Annotated in this window: 5 protein-coding genes; 2 read left to right on the top strand and 3 right to left on the bottom strand. The window is 47.6% G+C overall.

Translation table 11 applies throughout. From position 1 onward, the window contains the following. Nucleotides 1-77 precede the first annotated feature (77 nt). Nucleotides 78-836, top strand: coding sequence for a hypothetical protein (locus tag KE626_RS20755; RefSeq protein ID WP_211974849.1), 759 nt, complete (start codon nt 78-80; stop codon nt 834-836). A 33-nt stretch (nt 837-869) separates the two neighbouring features. After that, entirely contained in the window at nt 870-2,453 is a 1,584-nt protein-coding gene (locus KE626_RS20750) for a S41 family peptidase (RefSeq protein ID WP_211974848.1), read from the top strand. A 56-nt stretch (nt 2,454-2,509) separates the two neighbouring features. On the opposite strand, the gene KE626_RS20745 is transcribed toward KE626_RS20750, so the two are convergent. From KE626_RS20745 to KE626_RS20735, 3 genes are all read right to left on the bottom strand, one after another. Next, the gene (locus KE626_RS20745) at nt 2,510-4,762 is read right to left on the bottom strand and encodes a glycoside hydrolase family 20 protein (RefSeq protein ID WP_211974847.1); all 2,253 of its coding nucleotides are present in this window, start codon (nt 4,760-4,762) and stop codon (nt 2,510-2,512) included. Nucleotides 4,763-4,911: 149 nt separating this feature from the next. Beyond that, nucleotides 4,912-5,205 (bottom strand): phosphoribosylpyrophosphate synthetase, encoded by a 294-nt coding sequence (locus KE626_RS20740; protein WP_211974846.1) that lies wholly within the window; start codon nt 5,203-5,205, stop codon nt 4,912-4,914. 99 nt (nt 5,206-5,304) lie between these two features. Next, nucleotides 5,305-22,842, bottom strand: a complete 17,538-nt coding sequence (locus KE626_RS20735; protein WP_211974845.1) for an HYR-like domain-containing protein — start codon at nt 22,840-22,842, stop codon at nt 5,305-5,307. Nucleotides 22,843-23,000 lie beyond the last annotated feature (158 nt).

Here is a 23,000-nt window from a genome sequence, read left to right as displayed (position 1 = left end):
TTTCACTTTACACGCTTTTTCTGCACATATTTTGGAAATTCTTTGTTAACCTTGTAGTGCAACTGAAAAAATTACACATGAAAATGAACAGGGCACTGATAACAGGAGCAGGGTTGATAGCCGGACTTTTGTTGAATATGAATGCATCGGCACAGGATGAACCCAATAAATGGGCCCCGACCAATATTAAGATAGACGGACAACCAACCGAATGGCCCAAACCACTACAGTTCTATAATAACGTAACCAAGTTATTTTATACTATAGCCAACGATAAAGAAAATATATACGTAGTCGTAAGTGTACCCGATCCGCAAAGCCAGATGAAAATTATGCGCTCAGGACTTACGGTTTCCCTGAATGCCTCCGGCAAGAAAAAAGGTGGCGCCTCTGTTACATTTCCACTAACGGCAAATGTAAATACCGGCGCACCGGATGTACCGGAAGCCTCCCGCGCGCTGATCGCGGGTGAACTGAAAAAACAGATACTGGCTAACCTCAAGGAGATAAAAGTTGACGGGTTTGATAGTATCCCCAACGGCAATATTCCGGTACAGAATACGTTTGGTATTCTATCAGCAGCTGGTTATGAAGCATCCGGCAACCTGGTGTGTGAACTGGCAGTTCCGCTGAAAGTATTGGGTATACCAGCCGGCAGTGAACAACCCATCGCCTATCATTTTAAGGTGAATGCTATGAAGAAAGAGGATAAAAAAGAATTGGAGGCAAAACGAGAGAAAGGACAACCGGCTCCGATGCCTGGTGAATATGCTGATCATTTCGCTTTGTATTATTCTGCAGACTTCTGGACCAGGCAAACACTGGCCACCCACTAGCCTGCAAAACGCAAATCAGTCTTAACCGCTTTTATGTATAAGAAACTGTTTTATACGGGAACTAAAGCCATACTGGCCGGGGCTTTCTGTGCAGGGATGCTCGCGTCCTGTCACAAAGACAATAATCCTTCTCCGTCAAATCCAAATGACACTTCGCAGCTTTCGGCGTCATTGGCGGAAGATTCACTGAAGTATCTCATGTACCAGATCATGCAGGTAACCTATGGTGATGGCGGACGTACAGGCAGCACCGGGTTGCCGACCTACTTCTGGTACACGTCGGTACCTGCCCTGGATCCGTTCAGCAGCACCTATCCTAATGCCGATACCCTGCTCAACGTGATGAAAAGGTATGCGATCAACCCCGCCACTTCGGCGCCATATGATCATTACAGCTTCCTGGACAGGAATGGTACCCTGACCAATAAACTCATGAACGGTGTTTCTTCCCGTACCTTCGCTGCTACCAACAGCGACTTTGGACTGGAGTATGCACCGGTATTGGCAGCTGCCAACAGTAACCAGGTAAGGCTGTATGTGTTGTATGCCGATAAAAACAGCCCGGCAGGCAAAGCCGGAATCGACAGAGGATGCGAAATTACTTCGGTAAACGGGACTACTTCCTTTACCAATACCAGCAGCTCCCTGTCGTTTGTTTATAACGCAATTCTGAAGTCAACATCTACCGTAACACTGGGCATCAAACGGGCGGATAACACCACCTTTACCACCACGCTTAACCCGGTGGGCTACGATATAAACCCGGTGTTGTTTGATACCGTTTACACGGCAAACAACAATACCAAGGTAGGTTACTTTGGATTGTACACATTTGCCAGCGTCATTAATGATAAAGGACAGGCTACTTTTACCAAAACAGCGCTCGACAAAGTATTTGCCAGGTTTGCTTCCAGCGGTATCAAAAACCTGATCGTAGATCTGCGTTACAATGGCGGAGGGGCCACCACCACCGCCGAATACCTCGATAGCGCCATCGCACCGTCTTCGGCCGCCGGCAAAACAATGTATACCTATAAGTATAATGATAAACTTACTGCAAACCTGAAGGCCACGGGGTTAACAGAAACCGTTAAGTTCCCGGTAGGTACAGGTGGTTTAGCGCTCAATAATGTGTTTTTTATTACCAGCAGCAACACTGCTTCTGCCAGTGAACTAACATTGAACAACCTTAAGCCGTATGTAAAAGTATTGCTGGTGGGAGAGAAGACGTATGGGAAACCTGTAGGATTTATTGACTTCAATATCTCGGCCTATAATCCTTCCGGTTCGAAGAAATACCTGGCAGATCTTTATGCGATTAACTTTGCCACACATAATGCCGCCGGGACGGGCGACTATTACACCGGCATTCCAGTAGACAAAGACGCGATTGACTATGTAAATGTTCCCTGGGGTTCTACCGTTAATGATGATAACCTCAAAAAGATCATGAATTATATCAACACCGGATCTTTCCCAACTGCAAGGGCGGCACAGCTCAGTACTGAAACCATTGGCGGGCTGCGTACTGCTATCCCCAATGCGAAGCCGCTCAGCAGCTTCAATGGTATGGTCGATTATCGCCTCAGCAAAGAAATAGGAAAAAGAAACTTTTAGCTTTAAACGTTTAGGGTTTCTGAAACGCATTGTTTCAGAAACCCTAAACGTCTTTATCAATAAACGATGATTTCGTCTGCAAACAGAAAACCATGTTGTTCGTTCTTCGCGTGAACCCTGATAAACCGCGCTTTCTGACCAACCAGGTCAAATTTAAAATCCTTCAAAACAAGCGTCGAAAGACTGACAGGAACATCGTTGTTTAGCTGTTTCAACTGGTTGAAATTTTTACCATCTTCACTTGTCAGCAGCTCTACAAAAGCAGGGATGTATACACCAGGGCCGGTCAGTTGCATAAATGTAACGGATAAACGATGGAGGGAAGTAAGGTCGCCCATATCGATGGTGACATCCATATCCTTTCCTTCAAATCCTTGCCACTGGCCATCTCCATAGGTCAGCGAACCACGGTAACCATTTACCAGCGTGGCTTCCCGTTGCGCGGGATAACCTTTACTGTAAGGCAGATTGTAAATTACTTTTTTCCCGATAGCAATATGATCATCCAGTTGTAAAAAAGCGGGCTTGCCCTGTACCAGGCTGTCTTTAAAGATGGCCGCCGTTACAGGAGCGCTGCCCTTTACTTCAAACGGAGCGGTATATAACTGCGACTGGCTATCAGGTGTGCTGCCGTCGAGTGTGTAACGGATCTGCGGACGGTATTGCTCGGAAGTGAATGAAATCACGGTGCGGTGATGGGCGGCATCTATTTCCGGGTGGATAGTGATGCTATTGGAAGGGCGATAGTAATTTACGTTTAGCCGTTGGAGTAAGCGGTAATGAGTTTGCAACCGCCGCTGAAAATCGGGCAGGTTTTTATGTGCGGTATCAGACCATACCACTTCCGATAAAGCCAGCAAACGCGGATACACCATGTATTCCAGGTGATAAGTGGTTGGTATGTATTCCGTCCATATATTAGCCTGTGCCCCGAGTACGTGTTTGGCAGCTGCGGCGTCGAGTTCTTTTGGAATGGGCTCGTAGCTGTAAACTTTTTCCAGTGGAAGATATCCGCCGATGGCTTCCGGTTGGGTGGCGGGATCCGCCTGGTAACTATCAAAATAACAGTAAGCGCCAGGCGTCATGATCACGTTATGGCCTTCTCTGGCGGCCGCAATGCCGCCGCTTTCGCCGCGCCACGACATAACAGTAGCTTCGGGGGCGAGGCCGCCTTCGAGTATTTCGTCCCATCCCAGCAGTTTACGTTTATGCGCCAGGAGGAACTTTTCCATCCGCCGGATCGCATAACTCTGCAGTTCATGCTCGTCTTTCAGCTTTTCAGTGCGGATGCGTTGCTGGCATTTTGGACAGCCTTTCCAGGCTTTTTTATCTGCTTCATCGCCACCAATATGGATATAGGAAGATGGAAAAATGTCCATCACTTCCGTTAATACATTTTCCAGGAAGTTGAAGGTAGCTTCATTACCCAGGCATAGCTCCGAGTTTTTATAAGGTATGCCGGAGCAGGAAAGTTGCGGGTACACGGCCAACACTTCTTCTGAATGCCCGGGCATTTCTATTTCAGGAATAATGGTGATACCGCGTTGTGCTGCATAGGCCACTATTTCGCGGGCCTGGGCCTGGGTGTAATAACCGCCGTAGGCATTGGGATCATCTTCCTGTGAGTACCGCCGGCCTTTTGTCCACCAGTCTTTCCAGTTGCCATATTCGCGCCAGGCGGCTGTTTTCGTCAATTCCGGGTAACGTTTGATTTCCAGTCTCCAGCCGGCGCCGTCTGTAAGATGCCAGTGGAAAGTATTCATCTTATACAGGGCCATCAGGTCGATGAAACGTTTGATATACGGAGCAGGAAAAAAGTTCCTGGACACATCAAGGTGTACGCCGCGGTAGCCAAACCGGGGATGGTCTTCAATATCTGCGCAGGGCAGGATGCCGGGATCCGGCTGTAGCAGTTGCAGCTGCAATAATGATTGCATGGCATGGAGTGCGCCGGTTTGGGTGCGCGCCAGTACCAGTGTATTATTGGGGGTGATCTTCAGCCGGTATCCCGCAGTATCCGGAACAGCTGTTTTATCGGCCAGGCTGAATACAATACTGTGTACAGGAATTACTTTTGCCCTGGTCAGCGCGGGCTGCGGCAAATGGGCGGTTGCTGCAAACAATGATGCAACGGCTTTGAATGCCGGGTCAGTGTACACCCTGGTTTGGGGTGTAACCGCAAATGTTCCCTGGGCAGGCGACACTACTGCTGGCCTGGGAATCAGGTCGAGGTTGCCGGCAGACTGGCTATGGGCAGTGAGGCCGCAACCAAGTGCCAACACAGATAAAAAGCTGATACGTTTCAACATATACTTTATTGGTAACCCGTGAAAATAATGTGTTTTTTATGAAAAGGAAATGATACGATGAGAAAGTACCGGGAAGGGTGAAGATACTATAAAAGAAACAGGTCCGGGTACTACTACCCGGACCTGTTTCTTTTATTAATGATGGCTGGTTATTTTGATCCGAGCTTCCGGATCATGTCGGCAGACATATCTTCTGAATAAACACCATACCCGTACATCAATACTCCTTTGACGCCTGTTTTAGTTTCAATGGCATAAACCACTGCTTCATCTCCCGGATCGGTATCGCCCTCGAAACGGTAGGTTTCTGTGATGTCAAAATCCTGTGGATGAATTTTGGTTTCTCCTGCGTGTATGCAGTCGAAAAGCAGGTTGAAGTCTGCCGTGTATCCACGTTTGCGCAGGTCTTCCATGGCTGCCGTGACCGTGTCGTAAACTTTCATATTCGTGATGATTTCTGGTTATCCGCTAAGGTAGCAAAAAGCAGAAAGCAAAAGGACAATCGCCTTTTGCTTTCTGCTTTTGTGTTATGTTGGTACGTATTAGCGTACTACCGTTACTTCACCTTTGAGAACGTTGGATTTTCCTCCGGCTACTTTCTTGTAGTTCAGCCACCATACGTAGGTGCCAATATCTACAGGAACGCCTTTGTATTTACCATCCCATCCTCTGTGGTCATCGGAAGTCATAAAGATTAATTCACCCCAGCGGTTAAAGATCCGCAGTTCATAGTCGAACATTTGTCCTCTTACTACCGGTCTGAATACATCGTTACGTCCATCGCCGTTTGGTGAGAAGGCATTTGGTATGGTCGGTTTAGGTTCGCATACCACAAAGTCTACTGTGATATCGTCGGTGGCGGATCCGCAATCGTTGAACACAGTTACTTTATATGTGCCTCCGTTTGTCACCGTGAGAGAAGGAGCCGATGATCCGTTATCCCATCTTACACCGGTGATGCCACCGCCTTCGGCGCGCAGGATCAGGGTTTCACCTTTACAGAGTGTTGTGTCTCTGCCCAGGTTAATGACTGGTAAACCGGTGATGTTCACGTTTACGCTGTCGATGAATACGCGTTGACAGAATCTATCCATTACTGCCAGTTTGTATTTGCCGGCCTGCGTAATTTGTTTAACCGGGTTTGGATCGCCGTCATTCCAGAGGTAGGAAACCGCATCCGGGTTGGTACCGTTCAGGGTAATGCTGCCGCCAGGGCAGATGTTCCTGTCTGGTCCCAGATCCAGGGTGATCGATGGTTTAAGTCTTACGTTCACCGTATCTCTTACCACGCAGTTGTCTCTGCTTACCGCGACCCAGTAGCCACCAGGCTGATTTACCACGATGGAATTGCTGGTTTCGCCTGTCTGCCATTTAATACGGCCGCCATTTGAATTCACGGTGAGCATGATAGACTGATCAGGACAGATCGAAGTATCACGACTCAGGCTGATATCTGGTGGAGGATTTACACTCACTTTCACGGTATCGATAGTGATACATCCGGACTTCATCACTTTCACCCAGAATTGTTCCTGGGTGCCCACCAGGATAGAAGGAGCGGTGGAACCATTACTCCAGAGGTATTGTGCACCGTCTACGTATGCATCCAGTTTCACGGACTGACCGCGGCAGATGGTAGTATCCGGGATATCTACCAGTGGTGTTGGAACGAGACCAACATGAATGGTATCTGTTGTGGCACATTCGCCGTTGCTTACATTTACCCAGTAGGTGCCGGCCTGATTAATGTTGATCCGCTGCGTAGTTGCGCCGGTAGACCATTTAATCTGGTAAGCGAAGTTGGCTGGTCCTGCATCCAGTACGAGGCTGTTGCCGCCGCAGATGGTGGTATCGTTACCGAGGTTCACCATTGGTTTCTGGATATAGGTCAGGTTGTACGTTACCGTGTCGGAAGAACAACCTGTTCTGCCATCTGTAATGATGAATGATGCAGAAGTAGCGCCATTCAGGTTGAACACATTGTTGCTTTGTGTACGTGGTAAGCCTGTTACCGCATTGGAAGGTGTTACGCTTACCAGTGTGAAGGTCGGCAGGTATACGTCACCCACTTTGCGTAATGCAATTCTTCCGTTATCGGAGCAGTTGGAAGGCAGGGTAGCCTCCAGCTGCGGTTTAGCACAAGGGTTGATGATCACCCGCTGGATAACGTCGTTGGCTTTATTGCCGCAGGCATCCATGATGCTCCATCTTCTTACAATCGTATAGCCGTTACAGATATCTGCCACATATGGATCTTCCGTATAGATAGCTCTTTTCGGGAAGGTATTATCACAGTTGTCTGTTGCTGTTAACACAGGAGGAGCAGGGATCTTATCCTGGCAGAACAGTACTACATCTGCCGGAGCAGGCATAATTACCGGTCTGGTGGTATCCTTCACTGTTACAATCTGCGTGATGGTAGTGGTATTGCCACAGGCATCTTTCGCAATCCATGTTCTGATGATGCGGTAGTTACCTGCACATTCACCAGGTGTTCTTTCTGTGGTAATACGGCGGCTTACGGTTAACCCGTTTCCGATGCTGCTGCAATTATCTGTTACCTGAACATCTGTGGAAGGAGCAGGGATGTTATCGCAGCTCACCGTTGTATCTGCAGGAGGTTTCACCGTGAATACCGGCTTAGTGGTATCCTGTACAGTGATGGTCTGCTGCATGGTGGATTTGTTACCGCAATCATCGGTTACGGTCCAGGTACGTGTTTCCTGGTAGTTACCGGCACAGTTGCCTGGTAATTTCACCGTTTTAGTGCTCGTGAATACCTGTACGGTAGCACTGCAGTTATCGGTGGCGGTAATCGGCGGCCATGCAGGAACCTTATCGCAATCCACCGTGGTGTCTTTCGGAGCCGGCATGCTGAATACCGGTTTAGTGGTATCCTGTACCCTGATAATCTGTTGTACTGCACGTGCATTACCACATTCATCGAAGGCTGTCCATTTCCTGTAGATCACATAGTTATTAGCACAGTTCTGGTTATTGCGTGCGATCGAGTCTTTCGGTACTACGGTGATCACACCGGCGGTACAGTTGTCGTCTGCTGTAAGATTGAATCCTGCAGGTACTTTGTCGCAATCTACCGTGGTATCAGCAGGTGTTGCTACGTTGAATACCGGTGCGGTCATATCTTTCACCGTGATCACCTGTTTCAGGGTTACACCGGTGTTGCAGGCGTCTTTCGCTGTCCAGGTGCGGATCAGCAGGTAGCTGTTTGCGCAGCTGCCTGGAACATCCTGTCGAACTTCTACCATTGGTATGGTAATTTCTCCGGCACAGTCGTCCATTACTTTCAGGTCTTTCGCCGCAGGTACCTTGTCACAATCTACTGTGGTATCAGCAGGGGCAGGAGTAGTAAACACCGGTGCCCTGGTATCCTTTATGGTGATCGTCTGAGAAGCGCTTACAGATAATCCGCATCTGTCTGTAGCCGTCCAGGTACGGGTAATGGTGCTGAGACAAGGCGATGTTACCACAGTTACATCATTATAAGTAACGGTCAGTGCTTCGCCGTCATAAGGTGCATGACTGAATACCGGTTCTCCGAAGAGGGTGGTATAGTCTTTACCTTTTTCACATTCTGTAGTGATAGCAGGAGGAGTGGAGGTCACAATCGGACGGAGTGTCACCACGGTGATCTTCACGGCGTTGCTGATGTTGTTGATACAAGCACCGGATGCTACCACTCTTCTGTACCAGGTATTGGCGGAGAGTACACCAGGCTGGTAGATATCGCTGTTGGCGCCATTAATATTGGTAAATGGTCCGGCAGCGCCTGCGGTACTTTGTTGCCATTGGTAAGTATAGGTACCGTTACCGCCGCTCAGTGCAATACCACGTATAGCCATTGGCGTTTCAGTGATACAAACGGTCTGATCAGCCTGAATGGTGTTACCCAGTATTGGTTTGCGGTTGATCAGCGTTACACTTGAGCTGGAGGCGTCGCAAACACCGTTGCTTACAACCCAGGTCAGCTGAGCTGTTTCCCCGGCAGGTACGGTGATGGTAGCATCTTTCTGATTGATGTTGCTGATAGTGATCAGCGCAGCGTTATTGCTGGTCACAATCCAGGTACCTTTTGCACCTGCTACACCAGGGTCGCTGGCATTCATTTTAAACGCAGCATCATCACAATGTTCCTGGTCAGGTCCCGCGTTGGCCGCAATTGGTAACCGGTAATTGATGAGTGTTACATCATCCCAGGTAGCACTGCATACGCCGTTGGTAACTGTCCAGCGTAAGGTAACGGTGTCGCCAACGTTAACATTTACCGCTGAAACAGGGCTGTTGATGGATCTGATAACAGCGTTTCCTTTAACGATAGACCAGAATCCTCTGGCACTTGGTACTGACGGAGCAGTAGCTGCCATGGTAAAGTCCCCGGTATTGTTACACATTTCGATATCTGCGCCTGCATTGGCATCATCTGCCTTCTTATAATTAATGAGTGTTACAATGCTGCTGCTGCTGGTACAAGTACCGTTGGAAACGGTCCATTTCAGTATAACGGTATCGCCTATAGGTACTGTTACATTGGTAAACGGATCATTTGGTGACTTGATCGTTGCACGGCCCGGGATGCGACTTACGTCTTCCCAAACACCTGTTGCACTGCTGGATCCAGGCTCACTTGCCTTCATGCTGAAGTCGGCAGTGGTATTACATTTTTCCTGGTTAGGTCCTGCGTTGGCGGTAACCGCTGCTTTGTAATTGATGATGGTAACTCTGCTGAAAGTAGTGTCACATACACCATTGGCGATTGCCCACTGTAATACAACGGTATCACCAACCGGTACGCTTACCGCAGTAGTCGGGCTGTTAGGCGATTTAATGGTGGCTCTGCCAGGTACGCGGCTGATATCCGTCCATATGCCTTTGGCCGTTGGTACGCCTGGTGTATTTGCCTGCATGATAAAGTCAGCTGTATTGTTACAGATTCTCTGGTCAGGACCGGCATTCGCCTTGTTGGCGGTGGCGTAGTTGGTGATATTGATGGTTGCTTTAGTAGAATCACAAACGCCGTTGGTAATCCACCAGGTGAATGGCACCGTGTTACCTGCTTTAACGATCACGGTAGTGTTGCCTTTGGAGCTGTCGGTAATGATAACCGCACCATTGAAGGCTGCCGGATAACGCCATACACCTTTTGCAAGATAGCCTGAAGGGGTATTACCCGTTAATGTGAACAGTGAATCGTTACAATGTTCCTGGTCTTTTCCAACAGTGGCAACCGCAGGGAGGTTGTAGTTGGTGATGGTCACTTTAGCATTTGTAGAATCACAAACCCCGTTGGTGATCCACCAGGTAAATACCACAGACTGACCGGCCGGTACAATTACCTTAGAATTGTAGAGCGTACTATCTGCAATCTTCACACCTACCGCAGTGTTCGGATATCTCCATACACCTTTCGCACCGTAGGTGTTCGGGTTGTTACCGGTTAAGGTAAACACTGAGTCGTTACAATGTGCAGCGATTGGTCTTGTTGTCGCCACGTTTGGTTGTGGATAGTTAGTGATGGTCACTTTAGCGCTGGTAGAGTCGCAGACGCCGTTAGTCACCCACCAGGTAAATACTACAGACTGGCCCGCCGGTACAATTACTTTGGAATTGTAGAGGGTACTATCTGTAATTTTCACACCCACTGCGGTGTTTGGATATCTCCACACACCCCTGGCACCAAAAGTATTCGGGTTATTACCTGTTAAGATAAATACTGAATCGTTACAATGCGCCGCGATAGGAGCAGTGGTAGCGGTGTTAGGTTTAGGATAGTTGATGACAGTTACTTTGGCGCTGGTAGAGTCGCAGACACCATTAGTTACCCACCAGGTAAATACCACAGACTGACCCGCCGGTACAATAACCTGAGAATTATACAGCGTACTATCAGTGATCTTCACACCTGTTGCAGTATTAGGATATCTCCATACACCCTTCGCACCATAGCTGTTCGGGTTGTTACCGGTTAAGGTAAACACCGAGTCGTTACAATGTGCTGCAATTGGTCTTGTTGTCGCCAGGTTTGGCTGCGCATAATTAGTAATGGTTACTTTGGCGCCGGTAGAATCGCATACGCCGTTGGTGATCCACCAGGTAAATGCTACAGACTGGCCCGCCGGTACAATTACTTTGGAATTGTAAAGTGTACTATCTGCGATTTTTATACCCACTGCGGTGTTTGGATATCTCCATACACCTTTCGCACCAAATGTATTCGGATTGTTACCAGTTAAGATAAATACCGAGTCATTACAACGCGCCGCGATAGGAGCGGTGGTAGCGGTGTTTGGTTTAGGATAATTAGTGATGGTCACTTTGGCGCTGGTAGAATCGCAGACACCATTGGTTACCCACCACGTAAATACCACAGACTGACCCGCCGGTACAATTACTTTAGAATTGTAAAGCGTACTATCAGTGAATTTTACACCCACAGCCGTGTTTGGATATCTCCATACACCCTTGGCGCCAAATGTATTCGGGTTATTACCTGTTAAGATAAATACCGAGTCGTTACAATGTGCCGGTATTGGCGCAGTGGTAGCGGTGTTTGGTTTAGGATAATTAGTGATGGTTACCTTGGCGCTGGTAGAGTCGCATACACCGTTGGTGATCCACCAGGTGAATACAACAGACTGACCGGCCGGTACAATTACTTTGAAATTGTAGCGCGTACTATCAGTGATTTTCACACCCATAGCCGTGTTAGGATATCTCCATACACCCTTGGCGCCAAATGTATTCGGGTTATTACCTGTTAAGATAAATACCGAGTCGTTACAATGTGCCGCGATAGGCGCTGTAGTAGCAACATTTGGTTTCGGATAATTAGTGATGGTCACCTTAGCGTTGGTAGAATCGCATACACCATTGGTGATCCACCAGGTGAATACCACTGACTGGCCCGCCGGTACAATTACTTTGGAATTGTAGAGCGTGCTATCAGTAATTTTTACACCTACAGCCGTGTTTGGATATCTCCATACACCTTTCGCCCCAAACGTAGTTGGTCTGTTACCGGTCAAGATAAATACAGAGTCGTTACAATGTGCGGCAATAGGCGCAGTGGTAGCCAGGTTTGGTTTCGGATAATTAGTGATGGTTACTTTAGCGCTGGTAGAATCGCATACACCATTGGTTACCCACCAGGTAAATACCACGGACTGTCCTGCTGGTACAATTACATTGGAATTGTAGAGCGTACTATCGGTAATTTTCACCCCCACAGCTGTGTTTGGATATCTCCAAACACCTTTGGCACCAAACGTAGTCGGTCTGTTACCGGTTAAGATAAATGCCGAGTCGTTACAATGTGCCGCAATAGGCGCAGTGGTAGCGGTGTTCGGTTTAGGATAGTTAGTGATGGTTACTTTGGCGCTGGTAGAATCGCATACACCATTGGTGATCCACCAGGTGAATACCACAGACTGACCGGCCGGAACAATTACTTTGGAATTGGAGAGTGTACTATCAGTGATTTTCACACCCACAGCGGTGTTTGGATATCTCCATACACCCTTAGCACCAAACGTAGTCGGATTGTTACCTGTTAAGATAAATACCGAGTCGTTACAATGTGCCGCGATAGGCGCCGTGGTGGCTACGTTTGGTTTAGGATAATTGGTGATGGTCACTTTGGCATTGGTAGAGTCGCATACGCCATTGGTTACCCACCAGGTGAATACCACAGATTGACCCGCCGGTACAATCACTTTGGAATTGTAGAGCGTACTATCGGTGATTTTTACACCTACCGCAGTGTTTGGATATCTCCACACGCCTTTAGCGCCAAATGTATTCGGATTGTTACCTGTTAAGATAAATACCGAGTCATTACAATGTGCGGCGATAGGCGCTGTGGTAGCAATGTTTGGTTTAGGATAATTGGTAATGGTCACTTTAGCGCTGGTAGAATCACACACGCCATTGGTGATCCACCAGGTGAATACCACTGACTGGCCCGCTGGTACAATTACTTTGGAATTATACAGCGTGCTATCAGTGATTTTCACACCCACAGCTGTGTTCGGATATCTCCATACACCCTTAGCACCAAACGTAGTCAGATTGTTACCTGTTAAGATAAATACCGAGTCGTTACAATGTGCGGTGATAGGCGCTGTGGTAGCAACATTTGGTTTAGGATAATTGGTAATGGTCACTTTAGCGCTGGTAGAATCACACACGCCATTGGTGATCCACCAGGTGAACACCACTGACTGGCCCGCTGGTACAATTACTTTGGAATTGTAGCGCGTGCTATCGGTGATTTTCACACCTACAGCCGTGTTTGGATATCTCCATACCCCTTTGGCCCCAAATGTATTCGGATTATTACCTGTTAAGATAAATACCGAGTCGTTACAATGTGTAGCTATTGGCGCTGTGGTAGCAATGTTTGGTTTAGGATAGTTAGTGATAGTCACTTTAGCGCTGCTGGAATCGCATACACCATTGGTGATCCACCATGTAAACACGACTGATTGTCCTGCCGGTACAATTACTTTGGAATTGTGGAGCGTACTATCAGTGAGCTTCACACCCACAGCGGTGCTTGGATATCTCCATACGCCTTTCGCGCCAAACGTCGTCGGTCTGTTACCCGTTAAGATAAATACTGAGTCGTTACAATGTGCGGCAATTGGTGCTGCGGTAGCAACATTAGGCTTAGGATAATTGGTGATGGTTACTTTAGCGCTGGTAGAGTCGCATACGCCATTGGTGATCCACCAGGTAAATGCCACGGAGTTACCCGCTGGTACAATTACTTTGGAGTTGTACCGGGTACTGTCGGTGATAATCACACCCGGAGTGGCCGGGAATCTCCATACCCCCTTGGCACCAAATGTATTCGGATTGTTACCCGTTAAGATAAATACCGAATCGTTACAATGCGCCGCAATCGGCACAGTAGTCGCAACATTTGGTTTAGGATAGTTCGTGATGGTTACTTTGGCGCTGGTAGAGTCGCAGATACCATTGGTGATCCACCAGGTAAATGCCACGGAGTTACCCGCCGGAACAATTACTTTGGTATTGTACCGGGTACTGTCGGTGATGATCACACCCGGAGTGGCCGGATATCTCCATACCCCTTTGGCGCCAAACGTAGTTGGATTGTTACCAGTTAAGATAAATACCGAATCGTTACAATGTGCAGCTATTGGCGCTGTGGTAGCAATGTTCGGTTTAGGATAATTGGTGATGGTTACTTTGGCGCTGGAAGAATCGCATACGCCGTTGGTGATCCACCAGGTGAATACCACAGATTGACCGGCCGGTACAATTACTTTGGAATTGTAGAGCGTACTATCGGTGATTTTCACACCCACTGCCGTGTTTGGATATCTCCATACACCCTTCGCACCAAACGTAGTTGGATTGTTACCTGTTAAGATAAATACCGAGTCGTTACAATGTGCAGCGATTGGCGTTGTTGTGGCAATATTCGGTTTCGGATAATTGGTGATGGTTACTTTGGCGCTGGTAGAGTCGCAGACACCATTGGTGATCCACCAGGTAAATACCACAGACTGACCGGCCGGTACAATTACTTTGGAATTGTAGAGCGTACTGTCGGTGATTTTTACACCTACAGCCGTGTTAGGATATCTCCATACACCCTTGGCACCAAATGTATTCGGATTATTACCTGTTAAGGTAAATACCGAATCATTACAATGTGCCGCGATAGGCGCTGTAGTAGCAATGTTTGGTTTCGGATAATTGGTGATGGTCACTTTAGCGCTGGTAGAGTCGCAGAAGCCATTTGTGATCCACCAGGTAAATACCACAGACTGACCTGCCGGTACGATCACTTTGGAATTGTAGAGTGTACTGTCGGTTATTTTTACACCTACTGCAGTGTTTGGATATCTCCATACACCCTTTGCACCAAATGTGTTCGGGTTATTACCTGTTAAGATAAATACCGAGTCGTTACAATGTGCCGGTATTGGCGCAGTGGTAGCGGTGTTAGGTTTAGGATAATTAGTGATGGTTACTTTAGCGCTGGTAGAATCGCATACACCGTTGGTTACCCACCAGGTAAATACCAGTGAGTTGCCTGCCGGTACAATTACTTTAGAATTGTACAGCGTGCTATCGGTGATGATTACACCCGGAGTGGCCGGGAATCTCCACACGCCTTTAGCACCAAACGTATTCGGGTTGTTACCGGTTAAGACAAATACCGAGTCGTTACAGTGTGCCGCAATTGGCGCAGTGGTGGCGGTGTTTGGCTTAGGATAGTTGGTGATGGTTACTTTAGCGCTGGAAGAATCGCATACGCCATTGGTTACCCACCAGGTAAATACGACTGATTGTCCTGCCGGAACAATTACTTTGGAATTGTAGAGCGTACTATCAGTGATTTTCACACCTACAGCCGTGTTTGGATATCTCCATACCCCTTTGGCACCAAATGTATTCGGGTTATTACCTGTTAAGATAAATACTGAATCATTACAATGTGCCGCAATAGGGTTAGTGGTAGCGGTGTTTGGTTTAGGATAATTAGTGATGGTTACTTTGGCGCTGGTAGAATCGCAGACACCATTGGTTACCCACCAGGTAAATACCACAGCGTTGCCCGCCGGTACAATTACTTTAGAATTGTACAGCGTACTATCGGTGATAATCACACCCGGAGTAGCCGGGAATCTCCATACCCCTTTAGCACCAAACGTATTAGGGTTGTTACCTGTTAAGATAAATACCGAGTCGTTACAATGTGCCGCGATAGGAGTGGTGGTAGCAGTATTCGGTTTCGGGTAGTTAGTGATGGTTACCTTGGCGCTGGTGGAATCGCAGAGACCATTGGTGATCCACCAGGTAAATACCACAGATTGACCCGCCGGTACAATTACTTTAGAATTATAGAGCGTACTATCAGTGATCTTCACACCAACCGCGGTGTTGGGATATCTCCATACGCCTTTAGCACCAAAAGTATTGGGGTTGTTACCGGTTAAGATAAATACCGAATCATTACAATGTGCCGTGATAGGCGCTGTAGTAGCAATGTTTGGTTTAGGATAATTAGTGATGGTTACTTTAGCGCTGGTAGAATCGCATACACCATTGGTTACCCACCAGGTAAATACTACTGAGTTTCCTGCTGGTACAATTACTTTAGAATTGTACAGGGTGCTGTCGGTGATAATTACACCCGGAGTAGCCGGATATCTCCATACGCCTTTGGCGCCAAAAGTATTCGGGTTATTACCTGTTAAGATAAATACCGAATCGTTACAATGTGCCGCGATAGGAGCAGTGGTAGCAGTATTAGGTTTAGGGTAGTTAGTGATGGTCACTTTGGCGCTGGTAGAGTCACATACGCCATTGGTTACCCACCAGGTAAATACTACAGACTGACCCGCTGGTACAATTACTTTAGAATTATACAAGGTACTATCAGTGATAACTATACCCGGAGTGGCCGGATATCTCCACACGCCTTTAGCACCAAAAGTATTCGGGTTGTTACCTGTTAAGATAAATACCGAATCGTTACAATGTGCCGCGATTGGCGCAGTGGTAGCGGTGTTCGGTTTAGGATAGTTAGTGATGGTCACTTTGGCGCTGGTAGAGTCGCATACACCATTGGTTATCCACCAGGTAAATACTACAGACTGTCCAGCAGGTACAATTACTTTAGAATTGTAGAGGGTAGCATCCGTAATGATCACACCCGGAGTAGCCGGGTATCTCCATATACCTTTCGCACCAAATGCAGTTGGATTATTACCTGTTAAGATAAATGCCGAGTCATTACAATGCGCCGCAATTGGTGTGGTGGTAGCGGTATTTGGTTTAGGGTAGTTGGTGATAGTCACCTTGGCGCTGGTGGAATCGCAGACACCATTAGTTACCCACCAGGTGAATACCACGGAGTTGCCGGCGGGTACAATTACTTTGGAATTGTAGAGGGTAGCATCCGTAATGATCACACCCGGAGTAGCCGGGTATCTCCATATACCTTTCGCACCAAATGCAGTCGGATTATTACCGGTTAAGATAAATGCCGAGTCATTACAATGCGCCGGGATAGGCGTGGTGGTAGCGGTATTCGGCGTAGGATAATTAGTGATAGTCACCTTAGCGCTGGTAGAATCGCAGACACCGTTGGTTACCCACCAGGTAAATACTACAGACTGTCCAGCCGGAACAATTACTTTGGAATTGTAGAGGGTAGCATCGGTAATGATCACACCCGGAGTAGCCGGGTATCTCCATATTCCCTTAGCGCCAAATGCAGTTGGGTTATTACCGGTTAAGATAAATGCCGAGTCATTACAATGCGCCGGGATAGGCGTGGTGGTAGCGGTATTCGGCGTAGGATAATTAGTGACGGTCACCTTAGCGCTGGTAGAATCGCAGACACCATTGGTTACCCACCAGGTGAATACTACGGAGTTGCCGGCCGGTACAATTACTTTAGAATTGTAGAGGGTAGCATCCGTAATGATTACGCCCGGAGTAGCCGGGTATCTCCAAATTCCCTTAGCGCCAAATGCAGTCGGATTATTACCGGTTAAGATAAATGCCGAGTCATTACAATGCGCCGTAATTGGTGTGGTGGTAGCGGTATTTGGTTTAGGGTAGTTGGTGATAGTCACCTTAGCGCTGGTGGAATCGCAGACACCATTAGTTACCCACCAGGTGAATACCACGGAGTTGCCGGCGGGTACAATTACTTTAGAATTGTACAGGGTAGCATCCGTAATGATCACACCCGGAGTAGCCGGGTATCTCCATATACCTTTCGCACCAAATGCAGTCGGATTATTACCGGTTAAAATAAATGCCGAGTCATTACAATGCGCCGGGATAGGCGTGGTGGTAGCGGTATTCGGCGTAGGATAATTAGTAATAGTCACCTTAGCGCTGGTAGAATCGCAGACACCGTTGGTTACCCACCAGGTAAATACTACAGACTGTCCAGCCGGAACAATTACTTTAGAATTGTAGAGGGTAGCATCCGTAATGATCACACCCGGAGTAGCCGGGTATCTCCATATTCCCTTAGCGCCAAATGCAGTCGGGTTATTACCGGTTAAGATAAATGCCGAGTCATTACAATGCGCCGGGATAGGCGTGGTGGTAGCGGTATTGGGCGTAGGATAATTAGTGATAGTCACCTTAGCGCTGGTAGAATCGCAGACACCGTTGGTTACCCACCAGGTAAATACTACAGACTGTCCAGCCGGTACAATTACTTTAGAATTGTAGAGGGTAGCATCCGTAATGATCACACCCGGAGTAGCCGGGTATCTCCATATACCTTTCGCACCAAATGCAGTCGGGTTATTACCAGTTAAGATAAATGCCGAGTCATTACAATGCGCCGCGATAGGTGTGGTGGTAGCGGTATTAGGTTTAGGATAGTTAGTGATGGTCACTTTAGCGCTGGTCGAATCGCAGACACCATTAGTTACCCACCAGGTAAATACTACGGAGTTGCCCGCCGGTACAATTACTTTAGAATTGTACAGGGTGGCATCCGTAATGATCACGCCCGGAGTAGCCGGGTATCTCCATATACCTTTCGCACCAAATGCAGTCGGGTTATTACCTGTTAAGATAAATGCCGAGTCATTACAATGTGCCGCGATAGGCGTGGTGGTAGCAGTGTTAGGCGTAGGATAGTTGGTGATGGTCACCTTAGCACTGGTGGAATCGCAGACGCCATTGGTTACCCACCAGGTAAATACTACGGAGTTGCCCGCCGGTACAATTACTTTAGAATTGTAGAGGGTAGCATCCGTAATGATTACGCCCGGAGTAGCCGGGTATCTCCAAATTCCCTTAGCGCCAAATGCAGTCGGATTATTACCGGTTAAGATAAATGCCGAGTCATTACAATGCGCCGGGATAGGCGTGGTGGTAGCGGTATTCGGCGTAGGGTAATTAGTGACGGTCACCTTAGCGCTGGTGGAATCGCAGACACCGTTGGTTACCCACCAGGTAAATACTACAGACTGTCCCGCCGGTACAATTACTTTAGAATTGTAGAGGGTAGCATCCGTAATGATCACACCCGGAGTAGCCGGGTATCTCCATATACCTTTCGCACCAAATGCAGTTGGGTTATTACCGGTTAAGATAAATGCCGAGTCATTACAATGCGCCGGGATAGGCGTGGTGGTAGCGGTATTAGGCGTAGGATAGTTGGTGATGGTCACCTTAGCACTGGTGGAATCGCAGACGCCATTGGTTACCCACCAGGTAAATACTACAGACTGTCCAGCCGGCACAATTACTTTAGAATTGTAGAGGGTAGCATCCGTAATGATTACGCCCGGAGTAGCCGGGTATCTCCATATACCTTTCGCACCAAATGCAGTCGGATTATTACCGGTTAAGATAAATGCCGAGTCATTACAATGCGCCGCTATTGGTGTGGTGGTGGCAGTATTCGGCGTAGGATAATTAGTGATAGTCACCTTAGCATTGGTGGAATCGCAGACACCGTTGGTTACCCACCAGGTAAATACTACAGACTGTCCAGCCGGTACAATTACTTTAGAATTGTAGAGGGTAGCATCCGTGATGATCACACCCGGAGTAGCCGGGTATCTCCATATTCCTTTAGCACCGAATGCAGTTGGGTTATTACCAGTTAAGATAAATGCCGAGTCATTACAATGTGCTGTGATAGGCGTTGTAGTAGCGGTATTAGGCTTCGGATAATTAGTGATAGTTACTTTGGCGCTGGTAGAATCGCAGACACCGTTAGTAATCCACCAGGTAAATACTACGGAGTTGCCGGCTGGTACAATTACTTTAGAATTGTACAGGGTGCTATCGGTGATAATTACACCTGGGGTAGCCGGATATCTCCATACACCTTTTGCTCCTGCCGACGGAGCATTACCTGTTAAGATAAATGCAGAGTCGCTACAATGCGCTGCAATGGGCGTTGTGGCGGCTACATTAGGTTGTGCGAAAACTATTACTGTAACGGAAGCACAGCCAGTAGCGGCGCAGGCGGTTACGCCTTCAGCACGTACATAATAAGTAGTAGTAGTGGTAACATTATTAAAAGTTACAATAGAGCTGTCGGCATTGGAGGAGGCAGGGTAAACCCGTTTGCTGCCGGGCGTTAAGGGGCATCCGCCTGTGTACCATTTCCATGTAGCTGCTTTACCGGTGGAGTCAGTTCCGAGGGAACCGCCGGTAACCGTTAAGGTAGTATTGGCTTTAACGCAGATACTATCTATTGTAGCAGTTACAGTTGTTGGTGCAGTAGAAGGTTTTTCAACTGACAGGGAGAAGACAACCGTTTTGCCACATCCTGTCAGCGTGCCTTCTTTTACGGTAATTACAAAATCGTAATTGCCTGCAGGGGTATTGGCCGGCAGTTTCACGTTAAATGAACCAGCAGCATTAGCGTTGGGCCATGTACCACTTACCTGGGTGAAGCCTGGCATCTTCCTGGTAACTGCTGCGGTTGGTAATACATCCAGCACATAATTCAGGATGGTGCCCGTTTTGCCGGTATAGGCTATGTTGAATGAATCAACGGTATTACATACTGCTGCAGCTGTGATGTTCACGGTTGGCGACTTCTTCAGCGTCAGGTTGATGCTGGTGGAATTCGGACCAGGACATACACCGTTGGAAATAGTCCAGATCAGCTGAACTGTTTTCGGACGGGTTGCACCGAGAATGGTGGCAATTGCATTGTATGCCGTATCGTAGTCGATTGAAACATCGAGCGCTGTTGTACCGGCTCCAAGGGTCCATTTGCCTTTTTCTCCGTTATTAAGGGGGCGACTGGCATTCAACCGGAAAGTAGTGGTGTCACATTGTACCATATCTGTACCCGCTACGCTTGGCGTGAGCGGTTTAGTATTGATCAATGTTACCCGGTTGGTATCGGTACAGGCAGCAAGTGATTTGTTGGTGATCACCCAGAACAGGCGAACGGTATCTCCAGGTTGCACACCAGACACTGTTGTTTGCGGGTTGGTGGTACTACCGGTGATGGTGGCGCCTTTAGAGGGACCATCGAATATCCATTTACCTTGCTGGTCAGCCGGAGGTGTACTCCTTTTTACCGTGAAATTGTTTGTGTTACACTGTGTGTAAGTGGTATCCACATCCGCATTAGGCAGGGATCTTACATTTACAAATACAGAATCTGCAGCGCTACAGGTGTGGTTATTCAGTATAACTTTATACTTCTTGGTGCCTGTATCTGCAGGAGTGTGGTTTAAGGTAACATCATTCAGGTTACCAATGTTGGCGCCATTGTATTGCCATCTCCAGGAGATACTGTCTACAGGCGCGCCCGAATGGGTTTCGCTTAGTTTGACCTGGCTGCCCAAACAAATATCCAGCGGAGTAGCGGTGGCTTTGATAACAGGTTGCTGATCCACAATTACTTTAGCGTAACCGGTATCTGTACATACTCTCGGTTCATTTTTTACGCTATTCCATCCATAGTTGGCGATACCAATGGCTGAAAATGTTGTATTCACCGTAGGTGAAGCCGTCATTTTCGGGCCTTTAATAACAGGAGTGGTTTGCCATTCATACGCACTGTAACCGCCGCTGGCGGTTAATAATACTGAATCACCGATACATATCCTGCCGGAAGAGATGGTCACTTTCGGCTTAGGCAGTACGGTGATCTTGGTATATAATGATGGCGACGCACAGTTGCTGGGGTTACCGGTTTCAATGATATTTACACGGAAGTAATAATCAACAATCTGGTTGGGATCTCCCTTGAGTGTGCCCGGAGGAAAAGTTAATACAGCCGTATTGATGCCTGTAACTCCCGCAGGGAAGGTTGAAGGGGTACCGCTTGCAGGCCAGTGCAGGGTATCCTGTGTGTATTGCCACTCGTAGGTAGGATTGGTAAAATAATTTAAAGGACTATAAACTGCTTTGATCGTTACGGGGGCGCCTTCACATAATGAATCCATTCTCAACGGTGGTTTGTCCTGCCCGTCGATAAAAGAGTAGATGTAGGGACTGCAATATTTAAAACTAATATCGTCAATGGCAATATCGTTTCCACAATCTCCCAATCGGTCGTTCACAATGCTCAACGTAACACTGGTAACATTTGCAGGAGTTTTAAATCCTCCTCCATACATCTGCCATTCAGGTCCGTCGAGGTTCATGGATACGTCGTACGTTTTGAATTTGGCGAGGACTGTTCCTGTGGCATTATCACTGATAAGGAAGCTTACACCGGCATAGTGATAGCCATCTGAGTTACCATCCGCACAACCTGTTCCGGAGTTACCGTTAAATACTTTCAGCGGGTTCAGGTTCATAAACCAGGCACTGAAATTATACAGGGAACCAGGACATACAGGTACTCCTTTTCTGATATAGAATGTTTTCTTTTCAATCGCTGAGTTAGCAACGAGCATACCTCCCACGGAGTCCGGGGAGGTATTGGGGCTATGATCGAGCGACCATACCCAGTCTGTTCTTACCTGTGTATTAGACCATATGGTATAGCTATTATCAGGAAAGGAACCATTGGAAGCTATCGGCAGTTGCACATATTTGTATCCGTCCAATGGACCAGGCGTGGCGGCAGGAGGGGGAACATAAGGACTGCTCCGGCTTACGTTATCGCCATTTTTAAATTTGCCAAAGTCCTCCAGGAAATCTCCCACACCAGTATTTTGTCCCTGGCAGGTAATGATCGAACAATCTTTTACCACAATTTTTTTGGTAACGGGATAGGTGCGACCTCTATAATATAGTGTTGCGGTAATAGTAAATGTTCCGGTGCTGGTGAATACGAGTGTCAGGGCATTCTTTTTATAGGCAGGCTCGGGTAGCTGGCCTATCATCGGATTGTTCTGATCACTGGTATAGTAGATATTATATGTTCCGCCGGTGACGACCCAGTCAGCCTTTTCGACAGTACTTCCCTTCCAGAAGAAGGCGTTCATACTGACATAACTGCCCATGCAGACAGTATCAGGTAGGTTCATAAAGGCTGGTGTAGAGGCGGTTTGTGCTTCCGAACGGATGTTCAGCAACACAATTCCCAACAACAGGAACAGAAAGGTTAATAGACGTTTCATAGGTGCAAGCAGTTAAGTAAAAAAAGTATCAGTCTGAGCAGATCGGTCCGCTCAGTTCCTGTTGTTCCTCAACTCTTTACATCGATAGTAATGACCGGCGAGGGATATCCGGCCCATAGTGGCAAATGGGTAAAATGGTTTCATAGGCGTCAGGTGTT

Origin of the sequence: Chitinophaga hostae, assembly GCF_018224885.1 — a bacterium.
In the GTDB taxonomy this organism is placed as follows: Bacteria; Bacteroidota; Bacteroidia; order Chitinophagales; family Chitinophagaceae; genus Chitinophaga; species Chitinophaga hostae.
Note: the sequence above shows the minus strand (reverse complement) of the source record. Positions and strands in the feature narration are given on the sequence as shown.

Coding starts and splice junctions, on each gene's coding strand:
- KE626_RS20755 (WP_211974849.1), top strand. CDS start 78: ATGAAAATGAACAGGGCACTGATAACAGGAGCAGGGTTGATAGCCGGA.
- KE626_RS20750 (WP_211974848.1), top strand. CDS start 870: ATGTATAAGAAACTGTTTTATACGGGAACTAAAGCCATACTGGCCGGG.
- KE626_RS20745 (WP_211974847.1), bottom strand. CDS start 4,762: ATGTTGAAACGTATCAGCTTTTTATCTGTGTTGGCACTTGGTTGCGGC.
- KE626_RS20735 (WP_211974845.1), bottom strand. CDS start 22,842: ATGAAACGTCTATTAACCTTTCTGTTCCTGTTGTTGGGAATTGTGTTG.
- KE626_RS20740 (WP_211974846.1), bottom strand. CDS start 5,205: ATGAAAGTTTACGACACGGTCACGGCAGCCATGGAAGACCTGCGCAAA.